The 26,513-nt window shown below is 65.4% G+C and carries 28 protein-coding genes; 13 read left to right on the top strand and 15 right to left on the bottom strand.

All coding sequences use genetic code 11. The annotated features are described in order from the left end of the window. Positions 1 to 130: 130 nt before the first annotated feature. Positions 131 to 391: a hypothetical protein gene (locus AC07X5_RS10140; protein ID WP_494770010.1), complete on the bottom strand. Its 261-nt coding sequence runs from the start codon at positions 389 to 391 to the stop codon at positions 131 to 133. Between the two features lie 219 nt (positions 392 to 610). Between AC07X5_RS10140 and AC07X5_RS10135 the strand changes: the two genes are divergently transcribed. The 4 genes from AC07X5_RS10135 to AC07X5_RS10120 all read left to right on the top strand — a co-directional run bounded on the left by AC07X5_RS10135 (position 611) and on the right by AC07X5_RS10120 (position 4,456). Beyond that, the gene (locus tag AC07X5_RS10135) at positions 611 to 1,456 is read left to right on the top strand and encodes a hypothetical protein (protein WP_494770009.1); all 846 of its coding nucleotides are present in this window, start codon (positions 611 to 613) and stop codon (positions 1,454 to 1,456) included. A gap of 319 nt (positions 1,457 to 1,775) precedes the next feature. Further along, complete coding sequence (locus AC07X5_RS10130; protein ID WP_494770008.1) at positions 1,776 to 2,669, top strand: hypothetical protein; 894 nt, start codon at positions 1,776 to 1,778, stop codon at positions 2,667 to 2,669. A gap of 27 nt (positions 2,670 to 2,696) precedes the next feature. After that, complete coding sequence (locus AC07X5_RS10125; RefSeq protein WP_409961039.1) at positions 2,697 to 3,323, top strand: sigma-70 family RNA polymerase sigma factor; 627 nt, start codon at positions 2,697 to 2,699, stop codon at positions 3,321 to 3,323. Next, a complete protein-coding gene (locus tag AC07X5_RS10120; RefSeq protein WP_494770007.1) occupies positions 3,320 to 4,456 on the top strand; it encodes an ankyrin repeat domain-containing protein in 1,137 nt (378 codons plus the stop codon). The genes AC07X5_RS10125 and AC07X5_RS10120 overlap by 4 nt, the downstream gene beginning before the upstream one ends. A gap of 208 nt (positions 4,457 to 4,664) precedes the next feature. Here the strand turns inward: AC07X5_RS10120 and AC07X5_RS10115 are convergent, their stop codons facing one another. Together AC07X5_RS10115 and AC07X5_RS10110 are read right to left on the bottom strand one after the other, a co-directional pair. Beyond that, positions 4,665 to 7,211 carry a bifunctional diguanylate cyclase/phosphodiesterase gene (locus tag AC07X5_RS10115; protein WP_494770006.1) on the bottom strand — a complete coding sequence of 849 codons (2,547 nt, stop codon included), beginning with the start codon at positions 7,209 to 7,211 and terminating at the stop codon, positions 4,665 to 4,667. Positions 7,212 to 7,354: 143 nt separating this feature from the next. Continuing rightward, the gene (locus AC07X5_RS10110; RefSeq protein ID WP_494770005.1) at positions 7,355 to 9,610 is read right to left on the bottom strand and encodes an EAL domain-containing protein; all 2,256 of its coding nucleotides are present in this window, start codon (positions 9,608 to 9,610) and stop codon (positions 7,355 to 7,357) included. A gap of 109 nt (positions 9,611 to 9,719) precedes the next feature. Between AC07X5_RS10110 and AC07X5_RS10105 the strand changes: the two genes are divergently transcribed. Beyond that, entirely contained in the window at positions 9,720 to 9,938 is a 219-nt protein-coding gene (locus tag AC07X5_RS10105) for a hypothetical protein (RefSeq protein WP_409961033.1), read from the top strand. A 42-nt stretch (positions 9,939 to 9,980) separates the two neighbouring features. After that, positions 9,981 to 10,784, top strand: coding sequence for an SDR family NAD(P)-dependent oxidoreductase (locus AC07X5_RS10100; RefSeq protein WP_494770004.1), 804 nt, complete (start codon positions 9,981 to 9,983; stop codon positions 10,782 to 10,784). Here the strand turns inward: AC07X5_RS10100 and AC07X5_RS10095 are convergent. From AC07X5_RS10095 to AC07X5_RS10080, 4 genes are read right to left on the bottom strand one after another with little or no spacing between them, the layout of a single operon-like run. Beyond that, entirely contained in the window at positions 10,766 to 12,208 is a 1,443-nt protein-coding gene (locus tag AC07X5_RS10095; protein ID WP_494770003.1) for an MATE family efflux transporter, read from the bottom strand. The genes AC07X5_RS10100 and AC07X5_RS10095 overlap by 19 nt on opposite strands. Then, positions 12,205 to 12,672, bottom strand: a complete 468-nt coding sequence (locus tag AC07X5_RS10090; protein WP_409961027.1) for a MaoC family dehydratase — start codon at positions 12,670 to 12,672, stop codon at positions 12,205 to 12,207. Before AC07X5_RS10090 ends, AC07X5_RS10095 begins: the two co-directional genes overlap by 4 nt. Before the next feature lie 29 nt (positions 12,673 to 12,701). Then, entirely contained in the window at positions 12,702 to 13,955 is a 1,254-nt protein-coding gene (locus tag AC07X5_RS10085; RefSeq protein ID WP_494770002.1) for an MFS transporter, read from the bottom strand. Further along, positions 13,945 to 14,424 (bottom strand): MarR family winged helix-turn-helix transcriptional regulator, encoded by a 480-nt coding sequence (locus tag AC07X5_RS10080; protein ID WP_494770001.1) that lies wholly within the window; start codon positions 14,422 to 14,424, stop codon positions 13,945 to 13,947. Before AC07X5_RS10080 ends, AC07X5_RS10085 begins: the two co-directional genes overlap by 11 nt. Positions 14,425 to 14,479: 55 nt before the next feature. On the opposite strand from AC07X5_RS10080, the gene AC07X5_RS10075 reads away from it, so the two are divergent. From AC07X5_RS10075 to gloA (AC07X5_RS10065), 3 genes are all read left to right on the top strand, one after another. After that, positions 14,480 to 15,031: a PaaI family thioesterase gene (locus AC07X5_RS10075; RefSeq protein ID WP_409961021.1), complete on the top strand. Its 552-nt coding sequence runs from the start codon at positions 14,480 to 14,482 to the stop codon at positions 15,029 to 15,031. A gap of 100 nt (positions 15,032 to 15,131) precedes the next feature. Then, entirely contained in the window at positions 15,132 to 15,902 is a 771-nt protein-coding gene (locus AC07X5_RS10070; RefSeq protein ID WP_494770000.1) for an SHOCT domain-containing protein, read from the top strand. Between the two features lie 20 nt (positions 15,903 to 15,922). Beyond that, positions 15,923 to 16,336: a lactoylglutathione lyase gene (gloA, locus tag AC07X5_RS10065; protein WP_494769999.1), complete on the top strand. Its 414-nt coding sequence runs from the start codon at positions 15,923 to 15,925 to the stop codon at positions 16,334 to 16,336. A 489-nt stretch (positions 16,337 to 16,825) separates the two neighbouring features. Here gloA (AC07X5_RS10065) and AC07X5_RS10060 read toward each other — a convergent pair whose 3' ends face one another. Together AC07X5_RS10060 and AC07X5_RS10055 are read right to left on the bottom strand one after the other, a co-directional pair. After that, a complete protein-coding gene (locus AC07X5_RS10060) occupies positions 16,826 to 17,239 on the bottom strand; it encodes a hypothetical protein (protein WP_494769998.1) in 414 nt (137 codons plus the stop codon). 80 nt (positions 17,240 to 17,319) lie between these two features. Then, positions 17,320 to 18,027, bottom strand: a complete 708-nt coding sequence (locus tag AC07X5_RS10055) for a hypothetical protein (RefSeq protein WP_494769997.1) — start codon at positions 18,025 to 18,027, stop codon at positions 17,320 to 17,322. A gap of 393 nt (positions 18,028 to 18,420) precedes the next feature. On the opposite strand from AC07X5_RS10055, the gene gloA (AC07X5_RS10050) reads away from it, so the two are divergent. After that, complete coding sequence (gloA, locus tag AC07X5_RS10050) at positions 18,421 to 18,846, top strand: lactoylglutathione lyase (RefSeq protein ID WP_494770096.1); 426 nt, start codon at positions 18,421 to 18,423, stop codon at positions 18,844 to 18,846. A gap of 80 nt (positions 18,847 to 18,926) precedes the next feature. On the opposite strand, the gene AC07X5_RS10045 is transcribed toward gloA (AC07X5_RS10050), so the two are convergent. Continuing rightward, on the bottom strand, positions 18,927 to 19,484 hold the full coding sequence (locus tag AC07X5_RS10045; protein WP_494769996.1) for an OmpA family protein: 558 nt from the start codon (positions 19,482 to 19,484) through the stop codon (positions 18,927 to 18,929). Positions 19,485 to 19,565: 81 nt separating this feature from the next. On the opposite strand from AC07X5_RS10045, the gene AC07X5_RS10040 reads away from it, so the two are divergent. After that, positions 19,566 to 20,165, top strand: coding sequence for a gamma-glutamylcyclotransferase (locus AC07X5_RS10040; protein ID WP_409955489.1), 600 nt, complete (start codon positions 19,566 to 19,568; stop codon positions 20,163 to 20,165). A gap of 101 nt (positions 20,166 to 20,266) precedes the next feature. Next, positions 20,267 to 20,791 (top strand): superoxide dismutase family protein, encoded by a 525-nt coding sequence (locus tag AC07X5_RS10035; RefSeq protein ID WP_409955488.1) that lies wholly within the window; start codon positions 20,267 to 20,269, stop codon positions 20,789 to 20,791. On the opposite strand, the gene AC07X5_RS10030 is transcribed toward AC07X5_RS10035, so the two are convergent. The 4 genes from AC07X5_RS10030 to AC07X5_RS10015 all read right to left on the bottom strand — a co-directional run bounded on the left by AC07X5_RS10030 (position 20,778) and on the right by AC07X5_RS10015 (position 24,834). Continuing rightward, the gene (locus AC07X5_RS10030) at positions 20,778 to 21,356 is read right to left on the bottom strand and encodes a nucleotidyltransferase family protein (RefSeq protein ID WP_409955486.1); all 579 of its coding nucleotides are present in this window, start codon (positions 21,354 to 21,356) and stop codon (positions 20,778 to 20,780) included. The two genes, AC07X5_RS10035 and AC07X5_RS10030, sit on opposite strands and share 14 nt — an antisense overlap. After that, positions 21,356 to 23,617, bottom strand: a complete 2,262-nt coding sequence (locus AC07X5_RS10025) for a xanthine dehydrogenase family protein molybdopterin-binding subunit (protein ID WP_494769995.1) — start codon at positions 23,615 to 23,617, stop codon at positions 21,356 to 21,358. The genes AC07X5_RS10030 and AC07X5_RS10025 overlap by 1 nt, the downstream gene beginning before the upstream one ends. 14 nt (positions 23,618 to 23,631) lie before the next feature. Continuing rightward, complete coding sequence (locus AC07X5_RS10020) at positions 23,632 to 24,093, bottom strand: (2Fe-2S)-binding protein (RefSeq protein ID WP_409955482.1); 462 nt, start codon at positions 24,091 to 24,093, stop codon at positions 23,632 to 23,634. 168 nt (positions 24,094 to 24,261) lie between these two features. Then, positions 24,262 to 24,834 (bottom strand): TetR/AcrR family transcriptional regulator, encoded by a 573-nt coding sequence (locus tag AC07X5_RS10015; protein WP_494769994.1) that lies wholly within the window; start codon positions 24,832 to 24,834, stop codon positions 24,262 to 24,264. Between the two features lie 82 nt (positions 24,835 to 24,916). Between AC07X5_RS10015 and pdxH the strand changes: the two genes are divergently transcribed. After that, a complete protein-coding gene (gene pdxH, locus AC07X5_RS10010) occupies positions 24,917 to 25,555 on the top strand; it encodes a pyridoxamine 5'-phosphate oxidase (RefSeq protein ID WP_409955478.1) in 639 nt (212 codons plus the stop codon). A gap of 2 nt (positions 25,556 to 25,557) precedes the next feature. Here the strand turns inward: pdxH and AC07X5_RS10005 are convergent, their stop codons facing one another. Then, positions 25,558 to 26,511, bottom strand: a complete 954-nt coding sequence (locus AC07X5_RS10005) for an AEC family transporter (protein WP_409955476.1) — start codon at positions 26,509 to 26,511, stop codon at positions 25,558 to 25,560. Between the last annotated feature and the right edge of the window lie 2 nt (positions 26,512 to 26,513).

Genomic DNA, 26,513 nt, shown 5'->3' with positions numbered 1-26,513 from the left:
GGCTTCACAATAGAGGCGTACTAGGACCTTCTGTGAAGCTGCTTTGCAGGAAGAGCAAAAAACGACCGTTGCGTTGGCGCGCTTCGGTCGTTTTTCCTTTTGTACCTGGTCTCTTTCTTGGTGGATTAGCTCACAGCAAGGGGTTCCTTTCCATGTTCGAGGGATAGCTCTCAAGACCGAGCGAGGCCTGCCAGACCATGACATCAATGGTCCTGGCGAACCAGCCGCGCCGCCCTTCTATCTTTTTCAATGGCACCTCAATGCGTCCGGAGCGAAGCGCCGCCCGGAAAGCCTCCCCACTTCTGAATCCCAGCGCCACCCTCAAGTCTTGCCCCCCGAGAAGCTCCGTCGGGTGTGCTGCAGCTGCATTGAGCGGACTAACGTTGTTCATACAGAGAGGGTCTGCAAAGGTGCATTGCGTATTTAACGGTAGATACGAACAGTACCGGCTCATGCGTGTTCGGACTAGGGCAAAGATTGCGTACACAATTCGTTCCCTAGACAGACTTCTCGATTCGCGCTAGTGCTGCTTGCCCTGGCAGCACATCACGTTCGGCATGCACTCAATTCCCATCTTTTCCAACGGTTTCTCCTACGCTGCGATGAGCCAATGCTGACCCTTGTGGACTTAAGTGGCTTGCCTTCGATCACCGAACGGGAAATGGAGCGATCCATCGAATGCTTGCAAACCAAGGCTTTCGTGTTCGAAGCAAGGAAAGAGGCTGGCGCCACATCCAACTACAAGCTGGAGGAACTCATGATGGAGGGCCTCGACAGCGTAGTTTTCCCGGATGATCGGCCAAAAATATGCGATCGCATGGCTCGCAGCGGGCGACCATCTGTGGCGAAGATCTTGAACTCGAAGACGCGGACAGATCCTCGCAATAACGAGTGGATCGATCGAATCTTGGCGCTGGCTCCTCGTTCTACCGAGGCTATCTCTTTGCCACTATGGAGGGCAATCGATCCCAGGCCAATGACGCATGTTCAATGGCACGCCGTAAGCTCAGATTTGGGTGAAGAAATTTTGCGACTCCAAGAGTCCGAGGAACACGCTAGGGCTCAGTGCGCATGGATGGTGAGGACAAAGGCAAGCGAGAGCGAGGATGAGGTCGAGCACTACATTCCCTTCATCGGCGAGCGCCCCGATCGACTATCTCTCGCAATTCTGACAATGCAGATTCGTAGATGGGAGGCGATAGGCGACCTTGTCGGCTACACCCTCGCCCTTCAACAAACACTGCGAGTGGCAAAGCACAAAACTGCCGCGCCCAACCTGGCAGCCCTCCAGCCCGACGTTGGGAAATTTATTGCCCAGTGCTATGGCCCAGTGTTGATCGCATATCCCGAGTCCAATCTCGAGTATCAACGTGATCGGGTCACTGCAGCAAACAACGCATGGGAAAAGCGTGTGCTGGTGGGAGACGATGCAGCTAGCCAAGCCAGCCAGTTTTAGACGTGGATGCAGCCAACGCGATCCCACGTCAATCAAATGCAATACGGCCTCTCTGCCGCTTGATCCGAAAGCAGTACGGCTTCACTTCCACTCTTTCAACTGCTCACCAACTTGTGTGCCTGCAACCGACAGGTGATCAACTTGTCCTCCGCTTCGCTCGGAGGGAGTTTGGCCATCACATTGAAAAACCCCTTATGAATCAATAAGGTTGAGCTCTCCAACTTCTCTACCGTCGCACACTTTTTTTGAGGCTGTTTAACCCCGTTTCCCCATGGTGTTCGTTTCATCCAGTACCAACACTTTGATTGATGGAGCTGCCATGAAATCCGGTTCAATGATTCTTCCCGCCCTGACGGCCCTGACCTCCGCGCTATTGCTGGCCAGCCCGCCGGCCCAGGCCATCGGTCGGCTGGCGGACGTCACCATCGTCGACCGCGACACCGGCGCCACGCTGCCGGTGCACTACGCCCGTGGCGAATACTGGGTTGCCGGGCGTCCCGGAGCGCGCTATGCCGTCACCGTGCACAACCGCACCGGCGAGCGGGTGCTGGCCGTGCCGTCGGTCGACGGCGTCAATGTGCTCAGCGGCGAAACCGCCGCCTGGGACCAGCGCGGCTACGTGTTTTCGCCTTATGAGCGCTACCAGATCACAGGCTGGCGCAAGAGCAGCAGCGAAGTCGCCGCGTTCGAGTTCTCCAGCATTGCCAACTCCTATGCCAGCCGCACCGGCCGCCCTGCCAACGTGGGAGTGATCGGCGTGGCGCTGTTCCGCGAGCAGCCACCCCTGCCCGCACCCGTGGCCACCCCCGAACCCTACAGCCAGCGCCGCGAAAGCAGCAGCGACAACAGCGGCGGCCTGCCGGGACGCATGCGCGAGGAGCCGGCCTCGCCGGCCGCCGCAGCGGCAACACCGCCCCCGGCGCCGGAGGCCGAGTCCTCGGCCCGTGCGCTCGGCGCGGGCAGCCTGGCGAAGGCCGCACCCGCGCCGTCGGCCAAGCTGGGCACGGCGCATGGCCAACGCGAGACCTCTGAGGTCTCGCACACCACCTTCACGCGCCTGCAGGAGCGCCCCAATGAAGTGATTAGCATCCGCTACGACAGCCGCGAGAACCTGGTGGCCCTCGGCGTGATCCGCGAGCAACCGGTGCGCCCGCCGATCCCGCGCGCCTTTCCGCAGTCGGACGCCGTGTCCTATGTGCCCGACCCCAGGTGAGCAACCCCGGCACCGCTTCGCCGGGGTATGAGGTCCCCGCATAATGCGCGGGTGCAGACCGCCCTGTCCCCCGACGATGCCGATGAGACGCTGATGCTGCGCTATGCGGCCGGCGACATGGGCGCCTTCGACACGCTGTACGGCCGGCACGAGCTGGCGGTATGGCGCTTCGTGCTGCGCAGCGTGAAAATCCCGGCAGTGGCGGACGACCTGCTGCAGGATGTCTGGTTTGCCGTCGCACGCAACGCAGGCAGCTATGAAGCCAGGGCGAAGTTCCGCACCTGGCTGTTCACCCTGGCCCACAACCGGCTGGTGGATCATTTGCGCACCGCCAGGAACCACGCCAGCCTGGATGCCGATGGCGACAACAACGAAGGCGGTGAAGGCAGGCCGGGCCTGGCCGACACGCTGGCGGCCGATTCCGGGTTCGGCCCGGTGCGGCAGCTGCAGTCGCGCGAGCAGGCGGCCGCCCTGCTGCGCGCGGTCGAGCAATTGCCCTTCGACCAGCGCGAGGCTTTTCTCCTGCAGGCCGAAGGCGATCTCAGCGTGCAGGAGATCGCAGAAGCGACCGGCGTCCATTTTGAAACCGCCAAGAGCCGCCTGCGCTACGCGCGCAGCAGCCTTCGCCAACAACTGCAGGAGTTTGCACCATGAGCGCGCGGGACGACGAGTTGACCCAGCGGTACCGCGAAGCCAGCGCACAGGAAGATGCCCGCCCCGGTGCGCAGGTCCGCGATGCCGTGCGCGCCCATGCGCAGATGCTGGCACGCGCCGCAGCCCCCCTGCCCGCCGCCCCGGCCCCCCGGCAGGCCGCGGCCAACCAGTCGCGCTGGAAGGTATCGGCCCTGGCCACCGTGGCCGTGGTGGGCCTGACCGGCCTGCTGTTGCTGCAGTTCCAGCGCGGCACGCCCGAGGAGCAGGAAATCGCCTATGGCCAGCGCCGTGCCGCCCCTGCGGCCAGCGTGCAGGCACCTGCCGCACCGGCAGCCGCGCCACAGGCCGCCCCTCCCGAACCCGCTGCGCCCGCCCCATTGCAACACAGGGTCCATAAGGAAGCCAGTCCACCGGCCAGGCCCTCGGTGCAAAAGCCAGCCGCACCGGCACCCAGCCCGACCAGGCCGCTGGCCAAGACAGCGCCGGCACCCGCCCCCCAGGAAGCTGAGGCCCCACCAGTACCCGGCAGGGTCGGTGCCGCCGTGTCGGGCTTCCCCGCCTCACCCCCCTTCACCGGCGAGCCGGCTGCTGGAACGGGGGCCGCCGCGCCAGCATTGCCTTCCACGCCCCCCCGCGCGGAAATGCGCGAACGCCTGGCGGCCCAGGACTCGGCCGCGGCCAGGCCGGTGGCGCCACCGCAGCCGGCCGCAACCGCCGAAGCCGCGCGCTCGTCCCTGCCAGAACCGGCCCGGCCAGCACCCGCAGCGCAGGCAGCGGGCAGCCTGCTGGGCGCCGGCGCGGCGGACAACCGCCTGGCCGCGGCCGCCCCGCGCGCCGACAGCGCACGCAGCAGTGCCGCGCTGCCGGGCGGCTTGCGCGAGGCGGCCCGCGCGGGCCGTACCCCGGAGGTCGAAAGCCTCATCGCCCAGGGCGCCGCCATCGACGCCCGCGACAACCAGGGCCGGACGGCGCTGATGCTCGCCGCCGCCAACGGCCAGACCGCCACGGTCCAGAAACTGCTGGCACTGGGCGCCAACCCCGCCCTGCTCGACCATGAAGGCCTGAACGCCGCCCAGCAAGCCCGGCGGATCGGGCACACGCGCATCGCGGAGTTGATCGAAGCCGGCTCCTGAACGAACACCCCCTGAGTCGCTTCGCGCCTTCCCCCTTTCTCGACTCGCTGCGCGAGTCGGGAGGGGGACGCCCCCAGTGCGGCGGGGCGGCCCTTGCACGGGGGCACTGGCCTTGGCCGCGCCAGTTTCATGCGTCGCGGGTGGCGCACAGCGCAATGAATAACTGATACGGATTCGCCCTCAACCGTCTAACTTGCGGGCCTGCAGCCTACTTCAACCCCTGGCCCGGGCCATCCAGGCTGCGCTGCGCCATGGCCATCTGCTCCAGCGGCGCCGGGCGGCCGAACCAGTAGCCCTGGGCGCTGCCGCAACCCATCTGCAGCAGGCGCCGGGCCTGGGCCTCGGTCTCGACGCCCTCGGCCACGACCGTCACGCCAAAACCCGTGGCCATGTGCAGCACGGCCGTGACGATGGCGGCATTCTGGGACGACTCGACCAGGTCGCGCACGAAGGTCTGGTCGATCTTCAGGCAGTCGAAGGGCAGCCGGCTCAGGTAGGCCAGCGACGAATAGCCCGTGCCGAAGTCGTCGATGGCGATCTTGAGCCCCAGCGCGCGCAAGCGCGACAGCTGCTGGTGGGTGACGGCATCGCCCTCGATCAGCACCGATTCGGTCAGCTCCAGCGTCAGGTGGCGCGCCGGCAGCCCGCTGGCCTCCAGCGTGCGCTGCACCTGCTCGACGAAGTCCGACTGGATCAGCTGCCGGGCCGACACATTGACGTGCAGGCCGAAGTCCCCGGGCAGTTGGGGCAGTTGCTGCGCGATGTCCTGCGTGGCCCGGCGCAGCACCCAGTCGCCCAGCGCCAGGATCAGGTCGCTTTCCTCGGCCATGGCGATGAACACGCCCGGAGGCACCATGCCGCGCGTGGGGCTGCGCCAGCGCAACAGGGCCTCGGCACCCGTCACGCGGCCCGTGGCCAGGTCAATCACCGGCTGGTAGTGCACGAGGAACTGGTCCTTGTCCAGGGCCTGGCGCAGCTCGGACGCCAGCCGCGTGCGCTCCATCGCCTGGTCCGCCATGCCGGCTTCGAACACCATCCACTGGCTTTGGCCATGGCGCTTGGCTTCGCCCAGGGCGATGCTGCCATTGCGCAGCCATTCCGCCAGCTCCTCGCCGCGCAAATGCCCGGCCACGATGCCCACCGAGGCATGCACCATGACCTCGTCGGCGCCGGCCGAGAACGGGGTCGCAAACAGGCCCAGCACGGCCTTGCCAAAGCGCTCCGCCGTGTGTTCCCCCTCGTCCACCAGGCTCAGCAGGGCAAATTCGTCTCCGCCCACACGGGCCAGCAGCACTGGCGCAGGAAAATGCCCGCGGAGCCGGTTGGCAACGGCCTGCAGCAGGCGGTCGCCCGTGCCATAGCCCACGCTGTCGTTGATGGCGCGAAAGGCGTTCAGCCCCACCAGGCTGAGCACCGCGCGTTTCGGCTCCGCCCACTGCGCCTGTTCCAGCAGCCCCCGGCGCGTGAGCAACTGGGTCAGGCTGTCATGGGTGAGCAGCTCCTGCATCTGCTGGAACGAGCGCTGCAGCCGGTGCGCCATTTCATTGAAGGCCTGCACCAGGACTGCGGTTTCCCGCAGCGGGCTGGGGGCGGCGATGTCGGTGTCCCAATCGCCCCGCGCGATCCGGTTGGCTGCCTCTGCCGTCCTGAGGATGGGCCGCGCTGCCCACTGGATCACCCACAGGCCCAGCAGCAGGCCGATGATGGCAATGGCACCGGCGGCCAGCAGCGCCCCCTGGCCGGCACTGCGGGTGTCGCCCAGCAGGTCGGATTCGGGCAACAGCACCACGATGCGCCAGTCGATGCCGCGCGGGTCCGCATAGGGCGTGACGCGCCCGAAGTAGCTGGCGTCCTGGTGCTCGAAGTGGAAGCTTCCGCCCTCCACCGCCGTTACTTCGCGCAGAAACGATTCGGCCGTGCGGATCTGGGGGCTGGTGCTTTCCGAGATGCGCAGGCGCTCGCGCTGGCCCGCAGCATTGCGCCGGTCGCCGAGCACGGCGCCCGGTTCCGAATGGGCCACGATCAGGCCCTGCGCGTCGACGATGAAGATCTGCCCCTGCCCGCGCAGCGGGTCCTCGCGCAAAAAGCGGTTCAGGCTGTCCAGCCGCACATCCGCCTCCATGACGCCCAGCAGGTTGCCGTCGGCCACCACCGGCGTGGCGGCCGAAATGGTGATGTCCCCCCGCTCCCCTGCCGTGGTGTAGATCGGCGACCAGCGCGACTGGCCCGAGCCGGCCACCGGCGCATACCAGGGGCGCACGCGCGGATCGTAGTTGGGAAAGGCCGCCGCCACCTTGCGCGGCGTGTCGTCCTCGTAGACATTCATCATGCCGTTCGTCGTGGCATCCTTGAGGATCAGGCGAAAGCCTTCGCCCGGTTCGCGGCGGATGCCGGTGTACTCCCCGGCCCGGCTGCCAAAGCTCAGCAGGCTGATCTGCTGCTGCCCGGCATACAGGTCGGCAAAGACACCACGCAGGTGGTTGTACACGGGGCGCAGATCGCCTTCCTGGTACAGGCCATGGCGGCTGATGGCGTCGGCTACCGTGCCCTGGATCAGGAACGGGGTTTCGAGGAATTCGGCCAGCCGCGCGCGCGAGTTGCTGGTCAGCGCCTCCAGCACGCGCACGCTCTCCTGCTCGATCAGCTGGCTGATCTGGCGGTGCTGCGTGACTGCCTGCAGCACGACCGTGGCCACGAACAGTGCCGCAAAAGGCACTGCAATCGCGGTCCGCAGAGACAGCTGGAAGGCACGCATCCTCATTGGCTCCGATTACGCGCTCGCTGCATGCAACACGCGTGCCTGCGCGGGCGGCGCCATGGCGTACCGGCCTTTCACACCAGGGGATGGGTCGCACCTGCCAGGGCCCAGCACCGCATGGCAGGACTGGCGGGTGTGTGTCATGTTGTCCCGCCCAGCACATGCGCGAGCGGTACCGGGTGGCCTAGGGCATAACCCTGGGCATAGTGCACCCCTATGCCCTGCAGCAGCTCCACCAGGGCCTGGCTCTCGACGAACTCGGCCACGGTGCGCTTGCCCATCAGGCAGCCGATCTCGTGGATCGATTTGACCATGGCCAGGCTCACCGGGTCGCGGTCGATGTCCCGCACGAACTGGCCATCGATCTTGAGCACGTCCACCGGCAGATTGCGCAGGTAGGCAAAGGAAGACAGGCCGCTGCCGAAGTCGTCCAGCGAGATCTTGCAGCCGCAGGCACGCAGGGTCTCGATGAAATGCTTGGCCGTGTGCAGGTTGCTGATGGCCGCCGTCTCGGTGATTTCAAAGCACAGCTTGGAGCAAGGCACCTCGGCACGCGCCAGCGCCTGCAGCACGAAGGTGGTGAAGGCCGCATCCCCGAGCGACTGGCCCGACAGGTTGATGGAGCACTGCCCGATCCGGTCCTGCTGCTCCACCACCCAGCGCAGCGCATGGGTGACGACCCAGCGGTCCACGCGTGCCGCCAGGTGGTAGCGCTCGGCCGCCGGCATGAAACGGCCAGGCAGCACCAGCTCGCCCTGCTCGCTGCGGATGCGCAGCAGGATCTCGCAGTGCAGGCCCTGCGACGTGTCCTCCTGCAACGGCACGATGGGTTGCGCAAACAGCTCGAACCGGTCATGCAGCAGGGCATGCTCGATGCGGCTCACCCACTCCATCACGCCATAGCGCTGTGCCAGCGCCGGGTCATCGATGGCATACACGTGGATGCGGTTGCGTCCGGCCTCCTTGGCCACATAGCAGGCGCTATCCGCGGCCTGCAGCAAGGCGCCCACGCTTTCGGTCTGTGCATCGAGCGCCACCATGCCGATGCTGACACCCACGCCAAAGCGCTGCTCCAGCCAGACGAAGTGGTAGCGCGCAAGCGCCTGCTGCAACCGGTCGGCCAACTGCAGCGCACCCGCCATGCTGCGGCCCGCCAGCAGGATGCCGAATTCGTCCCCGCCGATGCGGCACAGCAGGTCCTTCTCGTCCAGCAGGCCGGCAAACAGGCGCGATATCTCGCGCAGCATCGTGTCGCCCGCCGCATGGCCGCAGGTATCGTTCACCACCTTGAACTCGTCGAGGTCCAGGTAGCACACCACGTCGTGCTGCGCCGTGCCCCGCGTGCCCTCGAAAGCCAGGGCCAGCGCCTGCTCGAAGGCCCGCCGGTTGCCCAGCCCGGTCAGTTCGTCATGCAGCGCCTGGTAGGCGATCTCGTGGCTCAGGCGGCGCTGCTCCGTCACGTCGCGGAACACCAGCACGGCTCCCTGCACCTCGCCATCCGCGTCCCTGATGGGCGATACCGTCGCCTCCACCAGCACCCGGCCACCGTGCAGGGGCTGCAGTTGCAGCTCCGGGTAGCGCTGGGCCTGCGCGGCGGCGATGGCGCCGGCCATCATGTCGGGCACCGGCTCCCCGGGGCCGTCCGCTCCGATCAGCCTGAACACCTCGCCATAGGGCTTTCCCACCGCGGCGGTCAGGTTCCAGCCCGTCAGTGCCTCGGCAGCCGGGTTGATGTAGAGCAGATCTCCATGGGCATTGGCGGAGATCACCGCATCGCCGATCGAATGCAGCGTGACCTGCAGGCGCTCCTTCTCGTGGTACAGCGCATCCTCGGCCTCCTTGCGGGCCTGCATGAAGCGCACGCGGTCCATGGCCACGGCCACATGCGCCCCCATGGCCTGCATGAAGTCGATCTGCCAGGGCAAGGGCGGGCGCACGCCTTCGGCATCGCCATAGGTGCCCATGCCCACGGAGCCCAGCCGCTGCTCGGCCATGATGAGCGGAATGTTGATGATGGTGCGGTTGTGCAGCGCCGCCACGATCTCCTTGTTGGTGCGCGGGTCGGTGCGCGCATCGGCCACCACCACCACATGGTCCGCCGCCATGATCTCCTGCACCATGCTGTCGCCGGCAATGGGGATTTCCGTGGTGTCGATGGCCCGGGCGAGCGCCGGGTCCTGCATCTGGCTTGAATGCAGCAGGATCGACACGAACCCCGGTTTCAGCCCGTAGATTCCCAGCCAGCAATGGGGGTAGCCCAGCACCTGCTCCGCCACGGGCGACACCGCATCCAGGATGTCGGGCAGGGTCCACGCCCGCTCCAGGCGCCTGCACAGCTGCAGCAAGGCCTTGGTAGGGGAAGGCGCTTCGGTCGCGGTGGCCGTCAGGTCGCTCATGGTCGCAGTGTATCCAAGGGTTTCAACAAAACCCGGGTGACAGGCCAGTTTGTTGATGATTGTTTACACCCATGCGACGAGACTTCGTGCTGTGATAGCGTGCGGCCCCATGGAGTATCTGGAATTCGCGGTGTCCTGGCTGGCAGCCAACCCCCGCATGGTGACGGCCTGGGCGGTGGTCCTCATGCTGGCGCTCGCCTGGCTGTGGCGCGGCCACCGGGCCAGCAGGGAGCGTGCCCGCCTCAAGCCCTTGCGGCGGGCCCGTACGGCGCACGCCGCCCGCAAGGGCCGCAGCCCGACCCACGCCGCCAAACCGCCCCGGCGCTAGGCTGAAGCCGGCGCAGGGCCGGCAACCCGCTACCATCCGGGCATGACATTTCCTGCCACGCCCTCTTCCGTTTCCCCCTCCATCGTCCATTTCGGCCACCAGGGCCGGGCCTGCATCGTCACCGGCGGCGCCCAGGGCATTGGCGAGGCCTGCGTGCGGCGTTTTGCCCGCGAAGGCGCCCATACGGTGATCGCTGACGTCGACGACACCCGTGGCACGGCGCTGGCCCAGGAGCTGGGCGCCCTCTACGTACGCTGCGATGTGGGGGACAAGGCCCAGGTGGACGCCCTGGTGGAGCGCACCCTCGCCGCCCACGGCCGCATCGACGTGCTGGTCAACAATGCCGGCATCTTCCGCGCGGCGGATTTCCTCGAAGTGACCGAAGAAGACTTCGACGCCGTGCTGCGCGTCAATCTCAAGGGCTCGTTCCTGGTGGGCCAGGCCGTGGCGCGGGCCATGGTGGCCTCGGGCGGCGGCTCCATCGTCAACATGAGCTCGGTCAACGGCGTGCTCACCATCCCCAGCATCTCCAGCTACAACGTGAGCAAGGGCGGCATCAACCAGCTCACGCGCGTGATGGCCCTGGCCCTGGCCGACAAGAACGTGCGCGTGAACGCCGTCGCCCCCGGCACCATCGCCACCGAACTGGCCGCCAAGGCCGTGCTCACCAGCGAGGAGGCAAAGGCCAAGATCATGTCGCGCACGCCCATGAAGCGCCTGGGCGAGCCCTCGGAAATCGCCGACGTGGTGGCCTGGCTGGCCAGCGATGCGGCCAGCTACGTCACCGGTGAGATCGTCACGGTGGATGGCGGGCGCATGACGCTCAACTACACCGTGCCCGTCTGACGCCGCAGCAGCCCCGCCGGGCTGCTCGGCCAGCCCACGCGGCCGAACCAGGCGCCGCCGGCAATCGCCCAGCCGATCACGATGCCATAGACCAGCAGCGCCAGCGCCTGGGCGGCGAACACGCCGGCCAGCCCGCCATTCCAGCGCAGCGCCAGCCAGCCCCCCACGACCGCCACGGCCAGCCGCGCCAGGTTGCCGGCCACGGGCCAGAACAGGCGGCCCGCGCCCTGCGAGGCAAAGTACAGCACCAGCCCCAGGCCGAAGAAGCCATAGACCGGGCCCACCATGCGCAGGTACTGGCTCCCGGCTTCGATCATGGCCGGGTCGCTCGCGAACAGCGACAGCCAGGTGGCCGGAAACAGCGCGGCCCACAGGCCGATGGCCTCGGTCATGCCGAATGCCATGGCGGCACCGATCCAGGTGGCACGCAGCGCGCGCTCGCGCTGGCCCGCCCCGATGCAGGTGCCGACCATGGCCACCAGCGGCGCGCCAAAGCCGAACACCAGCGGCACCAGCAGGTACTCGAGCCGCGACGCCGTACCGTAGCCGGCAATGGCCGCCGTGCCGAAGCCGCCCACCATGGCCGTGGTCACGCCGATGGCGACATTGGTCGCCACGGTGGAAACCGCGCCCACCAGGCCCACGCGCAGGATGTCCGCAAACAGCGGCCAGCGCAGTTGCAGCCCCTTGAAAGAGGGCCGCAGCAGGCTGCGCGGCGACCACAGGTACCAGGCCAGTACGGCGCTGCCCAGCACGTAGTAGGCCATGAGCGCAATCGCCCCGCCCGCGATGCCCAGGCCCGGCAACGGGCCCCAGCCAAAGATCAGCAGCGGCGACAGTGGGATGAGCACCAGCGCCCCCCACACCGTGACGTAGGCCGGCACGGCCATGTTGCCCGTGCCGCGGATGATGGCCGCCAGGGTGTTGAACACCCAGACGCAGATGGCGCCGGCAAACACCCAGTTGGAATAGATGAGCGCCGCCTCCAGCGCACCCCCTGCCCCGCCCATGCGGGTGTAGAGCCAGCGCCCGCCGCCCACCACCGCCACGCTGAAGCACAGCGCAAACACCAGGCCGATGACCAGGGCGTGCAGCACCAGGGCATCGGCATCGTCGCGCCGGCGCGCGCCCAGGGCCCGCGCAATGGCTGCCGCCACCCCGCCGCCAATGGCGCCGGCCGACATCATCTGCATCAGCATCACCACCGGGAACACCAGCGCCATGCCGGCCAGCGCGTCCGTGCCCAGCTTGCCCACAAAATAGGTCTCGATCAGCCCGACACCGGCCTGGGCCAGCATCACCAGCACATTGGGCAGGGCCAGGCGCAGCAGCGTGGGGGCGATGGGCGCCTCCAGCAGCATGCGCGTGCGCGGGTTCATCGCCGCAGCACCCGCAGGGGCTGCCGTGGTTGCAGCAGCATTCATGACACAGCTCCAGGCTTGCGCGGCACGACGATGCGCACGGTGGAGATCTGCAGCACCTCGTCGTTCTGGTTGCGCGTCTCGCTGCGGATGGTCACCATGCCCCGGTCGGGCCGGGACTTGGAGGGCGTGGCCTCCACCACCTCGCTCACCACATGCAACACGTCCGTAGGCCGCGTGGGCCGGGGCCAGGCCACGTCACCGCTGGCACCGATGATGCCGCCGGCAATCGGCAGGCCCGTGGTCACCTGCAGGCGCATGGTGATGGCCGCCGTATGCCAGCCGCTGGCGGCCAGGCCGCCGAACAGCGTGCCTTGGGCAGCGTCGTCGTCCATGTGGAAGGGCTGCGGATCGAACTGCCTGGCAAAGGCGATGATCTGCGCGGCGTCCATCGCATGCTCGCCGCTTTGGAAGCGGCGGCCCACGGCCATGTCATCGAAATACAGGGGTTGCACGGTGCTTGTCATGGTGGAAGGTGTTTGGACGGTGTGTGGATTCAAGCGGCGGCAGGCACCAAGCGCTGGAGCGGGGCCTCGCGTATCGGCAGGTTCACCAGCGCAGCACCCATGGCCAGCGCGATGTCGATGTACCAGACCCAGTCGTAGCTGCCCGTGGCCTGGAACACGCTGCCGCCCAGGTAGGCGCCGAAGAAGCCGCCGATCTGGTGCGAGAGCATCACCACGCCGAACAGCATGGCCATGTTGGCCGTGCCGAACATCTTGGCCACCAGCCCGGCCGTGGGCGGCACGGTGGACAGGAAGGTCACGCCCATCACCGCCGCGAAGATGAACATCACCGTGGGCGTCTTGGGCGCCAGCAGAAAGGCCAGCACCGCAATGCCGCGCGTGGCGTACAGAATGGAGAGCAGCGACTTCATGCGCCAGCGCCCCACGGCCCAGCCCATGGCCAGGCTGCCGACGATGTTGAACAGGCCGATGATGGCCAGCGACCAGCCCCCCACCTCGGGCGGCAGACCGCAGGCCGCCACCACGCCGGGCAGATGGGTGGCCAGAAAGGCCACGTGGAAGCCGCAGACCAGGAAACCCGCCGCCAGGTACAAATAGCTGGGCGTGGCCAGCGCTTGGCCAATGGCCTCGCGGGCCGTGAGCGCCTTCACGCCAGACGCGGCAGCCGCCTGGGCCGCCAGCGCCTTGGAATTGCCCTTGAGCACATAGGCCGCCGGTAACGCCAGCAGCACCAGCACGCCCAGCCACTGCATGGCGCTGGCCCAGCCCACGGCGGCGGTCAAGCCGATGGCGATGGGCGCCATCGCGAACTGCCCGAACGAGCCGCCCGCATTCACGATGCCGGTGGCCAGGCCGCGCTTGGCCGGCGGCACCAGCCGGGTGCTGGCCGCCATCAGCACCGAGGGGCCGGCCATGCCCGCCCCACCCGCCGCCAGAACGCCGATGGCCAGGATCAGCCCGGCCGTGCTCGTCATCAGCGGTGTGATGATGGTGCCCAGCGCGACCAGCGCCACGCCCAGCAATATCACCCGCCCGGTGCCGATGCGGTCGGCCACCGCGCCCGCAAAGGGCTGGGTCAGCCCCCACCACAGCTGGCCAAAGGCAAAGGCCAGGCTGATGCTGCCCACGCCCAGGCCGGTGGAGGTATTGAGGGACGAGAGGAACAGCCCCATGGTCTGGCGCGTGCCCATGGTCAGCGCAAAGGCGCCGGCCGCGGCCAGCAGCACCAGCCAGATGGCGATGGATCGGTTGTTGGGAGAGGTTGGATTCACATCATTCGCCATGGTCAAGCTCCGACACGGGGGACAACAATTCAAGGCACTCGTCGGCCAGGGTGTGCAGGGCCAGCACGCGCTCCACGCCCAGCAGGTCGTTGAGCGACAACTGCGCCACCTTCCAGCATCGCTGGGCCTCGACGCGCTTGTCGCGGCCCGCGTCGGTGATGTGCACCAAGCGGCTGCGCGCATCGGTACCCGCCTCCAGCGTCACCCAGCCGGCATCCACCAGCGGGCGCAGGTTGCGCGTGAGGGTGGAGGCATCCATCTTCATCTCCGCCGCCAGGTCGCCCGGCCGGATGGGGCCGAGCTTGAACACATGCGCCAGCAGCGAGTACTGCGTGGTCTTGAGACCGCACTTGGCCATCTCGGCGTCGTAGTGCTGGCCCACGCGCCGCAGCAACTGGCGCAGCTTGAAGTTGGTACAGCCCTGGGGACGCCCGGCTGCGGTGGGCGGGATGGTGATTTCGGCTTGCATGGATTTGATTGTATCTGCAATAATTGCATATGCAACACACTGATCGGAAAAGCACATGACGCAGCACAACCAACTCGAACAATGGCTTGCCCTGGAGCAAGAGGTGATGGCCCGCATGGACGCAGGCGTGGGCCCCGGCGTATCGCGGCCCGATCAGGTAGCGGGCCTTACCGGCCTGCAGATGATGCAGGCCATGCTGCGCGGCGAACTGCCCTACCCGCCCATCGCCCGCACGCTGGACTTTCGCTTGGTGGAGGTGGGTGAAGGCCTGGCCGTCTTCCAGGGCACGCCCGGCGTGGAGCACCTGAACCCCATGGGCACCGTGCACGGCGGCTGGTTCGCCACCCTGCTCGACTCGGCCCTGGGCTGCGCGGTGCACACCCGCATGCTGCCCGGGCGCGGCTACACCACGGCCGAACTGGGCGTGAACCTGGTCAAGGCCATCACCCCCAAGGTGCAGCGCGTGCGCGCCGAAGGCCGGGTGATCCACTGCGGCCGCCAACTGGCTACCGCCGAGGCCCGGCTGGTGGGGCCTGACGGCACCCTGTACGCCCACGCCACCACCACCTGCCTGGTGTTCGATCTGCCCGCGCAAGCAAAGGCATAAGACGCATGCCTGGTGCTACCCTACGCAACCACAGTGAAACATCACCAAGGGACGTATGGCACCAGAATTCAGCGACCAAGGTCAGCAACTTGTTTCCAGTTTGGCATCGCGCACCGGCTTCAGCCCCGATGCGGTAAGCCAGTTGCTGGCCGCCCTGCAGAGGGGCAACGGCACCATGGCGCAGTTCTCGCACCCCGAGTTCGGCGGCGACGGCCAGTGGACGCGTGGCGGCATGCTCATGATCGGCGACATGTTCAACGACGCGTTGAAGGCACGCGTGAATGCACTGGTCACCGAACTGGCCAGCGCCCTGGGGGCCAGTTCGCCGGCCCCCATGCAGGCAAGCCCTCCCCCATCGCAGTCCCAAAGCAGCGTCGCAATGATGGGGTTCGCCAGTGCGCCGCCAGCATCGATCTTCGCCACCCACCCCCAGCCCACCTGGTACCCAGCGGACCTGGGCACGCCCAACAGCAGCGGCGCGCAGAACACCACCCGGTATGCCTACTTCGCCGGCAAGCGCCGCCTTGCGGTGGATGTGGCTGGCAGGGTGTCGCTGTACGACACCCTGGAACACCAGATCAACGGCTTTGGCCAGCAGCAAGGTGGTGCCGGCACGCTGACCTTCACCAGCCAGCACGGCACCGTGGACCTTTCGAGCCTGCCAGAGGTTCGCGGTGGTGGTGACGCCCCAGGCGAGCAGGTGGGTGCAACCCAGGCCGTGGCCCCTGCCAAAGACGCTTCCGGTAACCGCAGTAGTGCGCAGGCGTCCATCATCGATGCCATCGCGCAAGTTTCAGCGCTGAAAGACCGAGGCATCCTCACCGAGCAGGAATTCGCAGCAAAAAAGGCCGATCTGCTCGCGAGGATTTGAGCTTGTGCACAATCAAGGGCATGAGATTCCTCCACACGATGCTCCGCGTTGGCAACCTTCAACGCTCGATTGACTTCTACACCCAGGTGCTGGGCATGCAACTGCTGCGCCAGTCCGAAAACCTCGAGTACAAGTACTCGCTGGCGTTTTTGGGCTTCGACGGCGGCAACCCCGGCCAGGCGGAGATAGAGCTGACCTACAACTGGGGCACCGAGAGCTATGACCTGGGCACGGCGTATGGCCACATCGCCCTGGGCGTTCCTGATGCGTATGCGGCCTGCGACAAGATCAAGGCTGCGGGAGGCAATGTGACGCGCGAAGCCGGTCCGGTCAAGGGTGGCACCACGGTGATCGCGTTTGTGACGGACCCTGATGGGTACAAGATCGAGCTGATCGAGCGCAAGAACGACACGGGTGGCACGGGATTGCGCTGAGCGCCTGCCCCCCACGAAAGATGCCCGGCGATGCCGGGCATTTGCGTTCATGCCTCTGCACGCCGGAACGCAGGTGCAACCTCTACGCGGCACGATTCGGCAAAGTCGATGCGGCACTCGCCCACGGCGAAAATCTGTATGCGATTTTGTTACATACAGGCATATGCACCGGCCACTGGACAATTTGTCCAGCCGTGAACCTATGCTTTGCATACCATGGGGCTAGCCTGCTGCTGGGCAGCACCTTCTTACCCTGCGCGAAATCTCACAGGCCTGCGACCACACTGGGGTGAAGAACGCTACGCACCGGGGTACGTAGACAGCACAGCCACCGAACCCATTTCAAAGTTAAACCATGATCTACCCAACCCAGTAAAGCCGCTTATATTTTGGCAGCCTTGGCACATAATGATTTGTGAAATTTCCAGCCGATCCAGACGCCGAAAAAATCACTCATGATCGCCACGGTAGACTTTTTGAATAAATATTTCAAATAGCAGAAGCCAAATTCCCTCTGGATTTTTCAAGACGGTTTTTTCTACGCAAAATGCGATTTTTTTCTTGCTTCACCAGCTCCAAATCTTTAAAAGTAAAATCTAGTTTTATCCCTTTTGCCGTTATATGCCCCAGCGGCGCTGAAGGCAAGCTTTCAGGAAATTTTTTTGTTCGCTGGATCTCTTCGTACAATCCATCTGTGAGACCAAACGTAGTTCCTGCCGGAATTGTCAATTCGATGGGTAACTTGGGTTTTTCGTTCTCGTTGCGAACAGAAGATGTGGTGTCTATGCGCGTCAAGAAATTTTGCATTCCTTGAAATGCAGCCATCGCCAAGCCTTCAGCTTCACTGCAATCCTCTTTGAATATAATATAGCTTGAAAATCGGGTAATATATTTGTTTTCCAACGCTATCAAGAAAGGAAAATGAATTTGCAGCCAAAAGAGAGTCGGCGGTTTATCGTCAATAGAGAAAATCTTGGATTTGTTTAGATTTCCTGCAATTCCAAGAAGCTTATCTTGGAGAATTTTTTAGAGTGTGGCGCAATCGGGGTCACTCCGAGTCCGTTAAGTGGAAATGAAGCCTTTGTAACATCTGCAGCTATGCAACCAATCGTTCGCCGTCCGTTATATGTGATGGGCATCCTAGCCTGAAGTTGCTTGGTCGCTGCACTTAATCTCTTTTCCAATTGCTTTTTGTTTGCGATACGCTTGCACTCCCAGAAATAGGCGAAATCTCCCAACAATGCGATCACATCAGTCTCGGATAGTATAACGTTTAATCCCAGTTGGCAGAAGTAGCTGGCAATTCTTAACTCAAACTGCGTATCTCTTGCTCTTGTATTTGAGTCAAACGCGGAAAAATCATGACCGGACAGAACAATTTCTAGCTTTTCATCTATTCCAGTCGGTGCTTTTACCTTGAGGCCTTTCCAAATCCACTCAAGTTCATGTACCTCTCGAATTACGTGAAGGATCCAATCATGCTCTGATTTGAAGCGCCCATCGTGACTGCTTTTAAACGTTCTTGAGCCAGCGCCCTCGTGGTCACTCTGCAGATAATCGATGAGATAGCTAATATATCGATCAATACGTGTGTTCGCCGTTTGAATTCCTCTGGAATTTATGTAGAGCCTAAAATTTTTTAGCTCCTCAAGGCTTTTATTAAATGATACACCCGCCTCTAAATTTTCCATTTGTTGCTCCTTGGGCCCTTTATTGAATTTGATCATACTTTGCTACAATAGTCACATCCTAGCTGACACATGGGAGATGCAACGTTGATATGCTAGTAAACCGCCTCACGATGGACCATCCTGCCAAGCCCGAGGATATAAAATTGCTGCTGATAAAGGTATTTAGGCGCGGGCACTGGCGGAAATAAGCATTGCATTAACCTTTGAGCTTGGGTGATCGATGCGACTATCGCAGCATGACTAGACACCACTGGATTGGCTTATTTTTCTACACAATTCTCGATGAATCGCAGCCCTAGTTTGGGTGCTTCGCACTGGCCGAAGTCTGTCTTTTTAAGACCAACGGCATCCTATGTACCCGCGACCATTGGTCTCCTATCTCCGTGCTGCACAATCAAGGGCACGAGATTCCTCCACACGATGCTCCGCGTTGGCAACCTTCAACGCTCGATTGACTTCTACACCCAGGTGCTGGGCATGCAACTGCTGCGCCAGTCCGAAAACCCCGAGTACAAGTACTCGCTAGCGTTTTTGGGCTTCGACGGCGGCAACCCCGGTCAGGCCGAGATCGAACTGACCTACAACTGGGGCACCGAGAGATACGACATGGGCACGGCCTATGGGCACATCGCCCTGGGTGTGCCGGATGCCTACGCGGCGTGCGAGAAGATCAAGGCGGCGGGCGGCAATGTGACGCGCGAGGCGGGGCCGGTGAAGGGGGGCACCACGGTGATCGCGTTTGTGACGGATCCGGATGGGTACAAGATTGAGTTGATTGAGCGGAAGAGTGATACTGGTGGCGGCACCGGATTGCGCTGAGCACGCCCCTCCGCTTTAAACGACAAAGCCCGGCAATGCCGGGCTTTTGTCCATGGGCTGCGTGCCCGGTAAAACGCAGATCAGCTCGCAGCCAACGCCACTTCCACCCGACGCGCTTCCGCATTGCTGCCACTCGCAGTAGTGTCCTCAGGCTTCTTCAACTCGATCTTGTCCTCGGCCACACCCAAACCCTTGAGCGCATCGCGCACAGCATAGGCGCGCTGCTTGGCCAGTTCGGCATTGGCGGCCGCGTCGCCCGTGGCGTCGTTGAAGCCCGAGACCACGGCCTTCTTGCCTTCGGCCACGCCCTTGACCACGTCGGCCAGGGCTTCGTTGGCGCCGGCGGCGAGTTCGGCCTTGGCGGTTGCGAAGTAGAACTTCACGATGCCGTTCTCGACACGCACACTGGCGGCGTCTGCCGCTGGAGCCGTTGCTGCAGCGGCCATGTCAGCCACGGGCGCGGCTGGCGCGTTGCTTGCAAGTGCGGTGGCTGCAGGGGCCGCCTTGGCGGCCTTTGCGGCGCCGATGCGCTTGACCACCACGGTGCCTACCGCGGTGGAGATGACCAAAGCGATCAGGATGAACAAAAAACCGAGTGCAAAACGTTCTTGGCTGTCGTTGTCGGAACTACCGGACATGAAGTCTCCCTGTGTCTCTATCAATGGTGGATGTTATCGGCTACCAATGCTTGGTTACCTTCTTCATTGTAGAGTGATGCCATGACAAGCAGTCTGCCCGCGCCCCTGCGTGATCCCGCCCCCATGCTGGAGCGGGCCCTGCAGCAGTGGGGCGGCCACCGGGACCTGTGGGTGTTCGGCTACGGCTCCCTGATCTGGCGCCCCGATTTCGAGTTTGCCGAGCGCCGCGCGGCCCGCGTGCATGGCTGGCACCGCGCGCTCAAGATGTGGAGCCGCATCAACCGCGGCACGCCCGAATGCCCGGGGCTGGTGTTCGGCATGCTGTCGGGCGGCAGCTGCCGGGGCATGGTGTTCCGTGTGGACAAGGCGCATGCGCGCCAGGTGCTGATCAACCTGTGGCAGCGCGAGATGATGACCGGCGTGTACGACCCGCGCTGGCTGACCTGCCACACGCCGCAGGGCGCCGTGCAGGCCCTGGCCTTTACCCTGTCGCGCAAAAGCCCGAACCACACGGGCGAACTGCCCGACCATGAGTACTGCCGCATCTTCGAGCAGGCCTGCGGCAAGTACGGCACCACGCGCGACTATGCGCAGGCTACCTACGACGAGCTGCGCCGCCTGGGCATCCATGATCGCTCGCTGGGACGATTACTTTCGCTTACCGACAAAAAGCAGGCATAGTGGTGCACCTTGAAGGTGCGAAGACCCCTTCGCAGCTTCCGCCGCCCCCAGCCCGGGGCGGTGCGCAAACTCTCTGCCTTCTTTCAGGAGCCTGAATAACCATGAAGAATCTTCGTCTTGCATCGCTGGCCGTTGCCGTTGCCTCCCTGGCGGGCTGCGCCGCCTTTTCGTCGTCCGGCCCCGCGGCCGTGGCCAGGCTCGAATCCACGCGTGGCAACACCACCACCGGCATGGTGACCTTCACCCAGACGGGCGAGACGGTCAAGGTGATGGGGGAAGTGCGCGGCCTCAAGCCGAATGCCGAGCATGGCTTCCACATCCATGAAAAAGGCGACTGCTCCAGCGGCGACGGCATGAGCACGGGCGGCCACTTCAACCCCGGCGGCAAGCCGCATGGCAGCCACGGCGGCGCCGAGCACCACACGGGCGACCTGCCCAGCCTGAAGGCCGACGCCGGCGGCGTGGCCAAGATCAACTTCGAGTCGCGTTCCATCCGCGTGGGCAGCACCGCCAACGACATCGTCGGCAAGGGCCTGATCGTGCACCGCGACCCGGACGACTACACCACCCAGCCCACCGGCAATGCCGGCCCGCGCCTGGCGTGCGCGGTGATCACGGCGAAGTAGGCAACCGGCCGGCCAGGATCCGCTCGGCCCGGGCCAGGTCCTGCACGGTGTCCACATCGGTCACCGTGCCTTCGTCATCCACCTCCACCAGCCGCAACCTGCCTTGCGCCGCCTGCTCGCGCACCACGCTGGCGGCGCCCTGCTCCCCTGCCAGGGCCAGCAGGCCCGGCAGGCACAGCGCAGAAAACGCCACCGGGTGGCCGCGCTCACCACGGTGCACTGGCACGGCCACCGCACACCCGTACAGCGCGCCCACCATGCCGCGCAGGGTTTCCGGCCGCACCAGGGGCAGGTCCCCGGGCAGCACCAGCCAGCCGGGCGCCGTGGCCGTGGCCCGCACTGCGGCCGCGATGGAATCCCCCATGCCCGGGTGGCCCGCGTCTTCCAGATGCCAGGGCAGGCCGCTGTCGCGCACCGCGGCCAGCGTGTGCTCCAGCACCGGCACGCCGTTGAGCAAGGCACTCAGCTTGTGCACGCCCCCACCCGACGCCGCGAAGCGCTCGCCCCGGCCCGAGGCCAGGACCAGCACCACGGGGGACGGCAGCGGGTCGGGAACGTCAAGCATCACGCCAGCTTGAAGGGCAACTCGCGCGGCGTCTTGCCGGTGAGCTGCGCGATGGCATTGGCAAACGCCGGCGCCAGCGGCGGCAGGCCGGGCTCGCCCATGCCCTTGGGTGGGTCGGCGCTGGGCACGATGTGCACGGCCACCTGGGGCATGTCGGTGATGCGCGGCACGGCGAAGTCGCCGAAGTTGCTCTGCTCCACCATGCCGTCCTTGAGCGTGATGGCGCCGCCGGGCAGGCACATCGACAGGCCCATCAGCGCCCCGCCCTGCACCTGGGCCTCCACGCTCTTCGGGTTGACCGCCAGGTTGCAGTGCACCCCGGCGGTGATGCGGTGCAGCTTGGGCGCGCCGTCCTTGACCGAGGCCTCGACCACATAGGCCACCACCGATTCGAAGGATTCGTGCACCGCCACGCCCCAGGCGCGGCCGGCGGGCAGCTTCTTCTTGCCATAGCCCGACTGGGCCACGGCCAGCTGCAGCGCGGCCTTGTGGCGCGGGTGCTTGTCGCCCATCAGGCGCATGCGGTAGGCCACCGGGTCTTGCTTGGTGGTGCGGGCCACCTCGTCGACCAGCGTTTCCATGGCATAGGCGGTGTGGGTGGACCCCACGCTGCGCCACCACAACACGGGCACGTTGACATCCGGGTGGTGCACCGAGAGCTTCATGGGCACATCATAGGGCTCCTTCATGCCTTCGGTGGCCGTGGCGTCGATGCCGTTCTTGACCATGAAGCCCTCGAACGGCGAGCCCTTGACGATGGACTGGCCCACGATGGTGTGGTCCCAGGCCAGGATGTTGCCCTGGGCGTCGAAGCCGATCTCGGCGCGGTGCACGTGCATCGGGCGGTAGTAGCCGCCCTTGATGTCGTCCTCGCGGCTCCACAGGGTGCGCACCGGCACGGCCAGGCCCGCGGCCAGCGCGGCCTTGGCCACGCTGCAGGCCTCGACCACATAGTCGGCCGTGGGCACGCCGCGGCGGCCAAAGCCGCCCCCGGCCATCTGCGTGTGCACCTTGACGTTCTGCGGCTGCAGGCCCAGGGTCTTGGCTGCGGCCACGGCGTCCATGCCCGGCATCTGCGTGCCCATCCACAGCTCGGCCTTGTCGGCATTGAGCAGCACGGTGCAGTTCAGCGGCTCCATGGGCGCATGGGCCAGGTAGGGAAAGACGAACTCGGCACTGATCTTGTGCGGCGCCGCCGCCAGCGGCGCCATGTCGGCCTGCCGGGCGACCATGCCCGGCTTGGCTGCCAGCTCACGGTAACTGGCCAGCATCTGCGTGGTGTCGGCTTTCTCGACTGCGGCAGTGTCCCACCCCACCTTGAGCGCATCGCGCCCCTGCTTGGCGGTCCAGTAGCCGTCAGCCACCACGGCCACGCCCTCGCCGCCCCGGTCGGTGGGCACGCGCAGCACGGCCTTCACGCCCTTGATGGCCTTGGCGGCCGAGTCGTCGAGCGACTGGAGCTTGGCACCAAACACCGGCGGGCGCGCCACCACGGCGGTCAGCATGCCGGGCAGGCGCACATCGATGCCGTAGTCCTGCAGGCCGCTGGACTTGGCCTTGGCGTCGATCCGCCCCGTGGGCTTGCCGATCAGGCGGAACTGCTTGGGATCCTTCAGCGTGACCTTCTCGGGCACGGGCAGCTTCATGGCCGCTTCGGCCAGCTCGCCATAGCCCAGCTTCTTGCCGCCAGGGCCCACGACAAAGCCGCTTTGCGTGCGCAGGGTCGAGGCATCCACACCCCACTGCGCGGCGGCGGCCGAGACCAGCATGGCGCGGGTGCGGGCCCCGAGCTCGCGGTACTGGGTGTAGGAGTTCTTGATGGAGTTGGAGCCGCCCGTGAGGTGCATGCCCATGTTCGGATCGGCGTAGGCCATGTTGGCATCGCCATGGGTGCTGCGCACCTTGGACCAGTCGGCATCGAGCTCCTCGGCCAGGATCATGGGCAGGCCGGTCTGCACGCCCTGGCCGAAATCGAGCCGGTTGATGGTGACGGTGACCGTGCCATCGGGCTCGATGCGCACGAAGGCCGAGGGCTGCTGGAAGGGCTTGAGGCCCGCGGCCGGTGCAGCCGTGCCCTGGGCGACGGCGGCCAGCGGAAACGCGCCCAGCGCAAATCCGGTGGCGGCCGTGACCTTGAGGAAGCTGCGGCGTGCGAGGCCTTCATTCAGTGCGGCTCCGGCGGAATCGCATGGCGTCGCCTCCATCAGCGCGCGCAGGTGGCGGGGCATGTGGGCCTGAACGGCCTGGGTGTCGAAGTGCATGGTGTGTTCTCCTCTCAGGCCAGGCTGCGTGCAGCGTCGTGGATGGCCGCGCGGATGCGCACATAGGTGCCACAGCGGCAGATGTTGCCGGCCATGGCAGTGTCGATGTCGGCATCGCTGGGCTTCTTCTTGCCCTTGAGCAGGGCCGTGGCGCTCATGATCTGGCCGCTCTGGCAGTAGCCGCACTGCGCCACGTCGTGCTTGACCCAGGCGGCGTGCACGGCCTTGCCGACCTTGTCGCTGGCGGCAATGGCCTCGATGGTGGTGATCTTCTGGCCTGCCGCCGCCGAGATCGGCGTGACGCACGAGCGGATCGGCGCACCGTTCAGGTGCACCGTGCATGCCCCGCACAAAGCCTGGCCGCAGCCGAACTTGGTGCCGGTCATGCCCAGCGTGTCGCGCAGGGCCCAGAGGATGGGGGTGGATTCGTCGGCGTCGACGGCCGTGTCTTTGCCATTGATATTCAAGGTGGGCATCGTGGGTTCTCCGTGGGGGATGTTTTTTGGGGGAAACGGGTAGAACGGTAAAGCGGCGACATGTCAGCGGCGCCATCGCCTGTGATCGGGGCGCAGCAGGTACAGGGTCAGGTCGTGCGGCGGCATTTTTAAGAGAATGTTTATTCGATCAAAGCGCAAATCGCTGGCTCATGCTTTGAGGGCGTCCCAGCACAGCGTGAAGGCCATCTGGTGCAGGGCTTCGTCGTCGGGCAGCACGCCCGTGCGCACCAGGGTGGCGGTTTCGCGCACCGATCCGATCAGGCTGGCCGTGAGCAAGGGCACCGGCACGGCTTTCAATATCTCCTGCTGCTGGCCCTCCTGCATCAGGGCGTAGAAGCCGGCCATCAGGCGCGTGGAGAACTCGCGGTTGCCCTCGGTGAACCAGGGCGAGTTGTAGTACTGCTCCTGGAACACCACTTCGGCATGCTGGTCGAGCCGGTGGCGCAGCAGGTTTTCCCAGATGCGGCGCACGCGCGCGCGGTACGGCAGGCTGGGCACCACGCCTTCCATGATGCGGGCGGCGGTCACGGTCTTGGCGTCCTGGTAGAGCTGGCTGATGAGTTCGTCCTTGGACGGGTAGTACACATACAGCGTGCTCGTGGCGATGCCCGCGGCGCGCGCAATCTGGGCCATGGTCAGGCCGCTCAGCCCGGTCTGGCCCACCAGGTCGAAGGTGGCCTGCGCAATCGCGCGCTGCTTTTCATCGTCTTTGGGTTTCATCGCCATTCCAATATAAGCGAATTTTTATTCGGCAACAACAGGCCTCCCCAAGGGCGGTTTGTGCGGGTGCACAATCGTGGACATGACCACCTCCATCGCCGATCTGCGCAAGAGCTACGAACGCGCCGAACTCAACGAAGAAGCCTCGCATGCTGCACCCCTGCAGCAGTTTGATCAATGGCTCAAGGAAGCCATTTCCGCCCAGGTGCCCGAGCCCAACGCCATGACCCTGGCCACCGTGGGCGGGGACCTGCGGCCCAGCACGCGCATCGTGCTGATCAAGGGCTATGACGAACGCGGCATTGTCTGGTTCACCAATTACGAGAGCCGCAAGGGCCGCCAGATCGCAGGCAACCCGTTTGCGGCCCTGCAGTTCCATTGGGTGGAGCTGGAACGCGTGGTGCGCATCGAGGGCGTGGTGGAAAAGGTCAGCGACGAAGAAAGCGACGCCTACTTTGCCAGCCGCCCGCTCGATTCACGCATCGGCGCCTGGGCCAGCCCGCAAAGCCAGGTCATCTCTGGCCGCAGTGTGCTGGTGGCCAACGCGGCCAAGTACGGCGCCCAGTTTTTGCTGAGCCCCCCGCGCCCGCCGCACTGGGGCGGCTACCGACTGAAGCCCGAGCAGTGGGAGTTCTGGCAGGGCCGCAAGAGCCGCCTGCACGACCGGCTGCGCTACCGCCTCGACGGCGCGGACTGGGTGCGAGAGCGGCTTGCGCCCTGAATTCAGACCAGGTACCTGGTCACCAAAATGATCACCACCGGCATGGTGATCAGAGCCAGAGCGGTGGATACGGCCACACTGGCCGTCACCTCGTCCTGCGCCACCTCGTAGCGCTGCGAGAACAGGAACACATTGGCCCCCACCGGCAGCGAGGCCGCCACCACCATCACGGCCAGCGGCATGCCCGACAGGCCCATGGCCCAGCCCACCGCCGCCATGGCGATGGGGTGCACCAGGCACTTGACCAGCGCGATGCGCATGGCCGCGCGGAAATGGGTGCCCACCTTGGTGAAGGCCAGCGTCACGCCCACCAGCAGCAGCGCCAGCGGCCCCAGGGCCTGGCCCAGCAGCTCCAGGGGCTTGTCGATGACCAGCGGGATCGGCAGGCCCGTCTGCGCATACAGCAGGCCCGCGATGATGGGCAAAGGAATCGGGTGGATGATGCCGTTGCGCACGGCCATGAGCACCGTGCGCAGCATGGACCGGCCTTCATGCCCCGGGGTGCCGGCGCGCTCGCGTGCCGCCGCCAGCTCGAACACCACGGTGGCGGCGGTGAGCAAAATCAGCGCGTGCAGCGAGATCAGGGTGAACAGCGTGACCAGACCGGCCTCACCGAACACCAGGCCCACCAGCGGCACACCGATCATCACCGTGTTGCTGAACATGTTGGCCAGCGCCCGCGCCGCCGCCAGGCTGGTGAAGCCCTGCAGCAGCATGGTGCCGCCGAATACCAGCCCCGCCGCCGCGAAGTACGCGGCGATGGGCGCGAAGTCCACATCGCCCAGGTGCACTGAACCCATGGTTCGGAATAGCAGCGCCGGGGTCAGCACCATGAACACCAGGTTAGAGAGGTCCTTGACCGAGCCCGCCCGTATCCAGCCCCGGTTGCCCGACAGGAAGCCAATGGCGATGAACAGGACGACGGGGATCAGGGAGGCGAAGACGGGGGAGTTCACGA

The sequence above is a fragment of the Acidovorax sp. GW458-11-26-14-TSB4 genome, assembly GCF_059423865.1.
The sequence above is the reverse complement of the archived record's forward strand: the minus strand, read 5'-3'. Positions and strand labels throughout refer to the sequence as shown.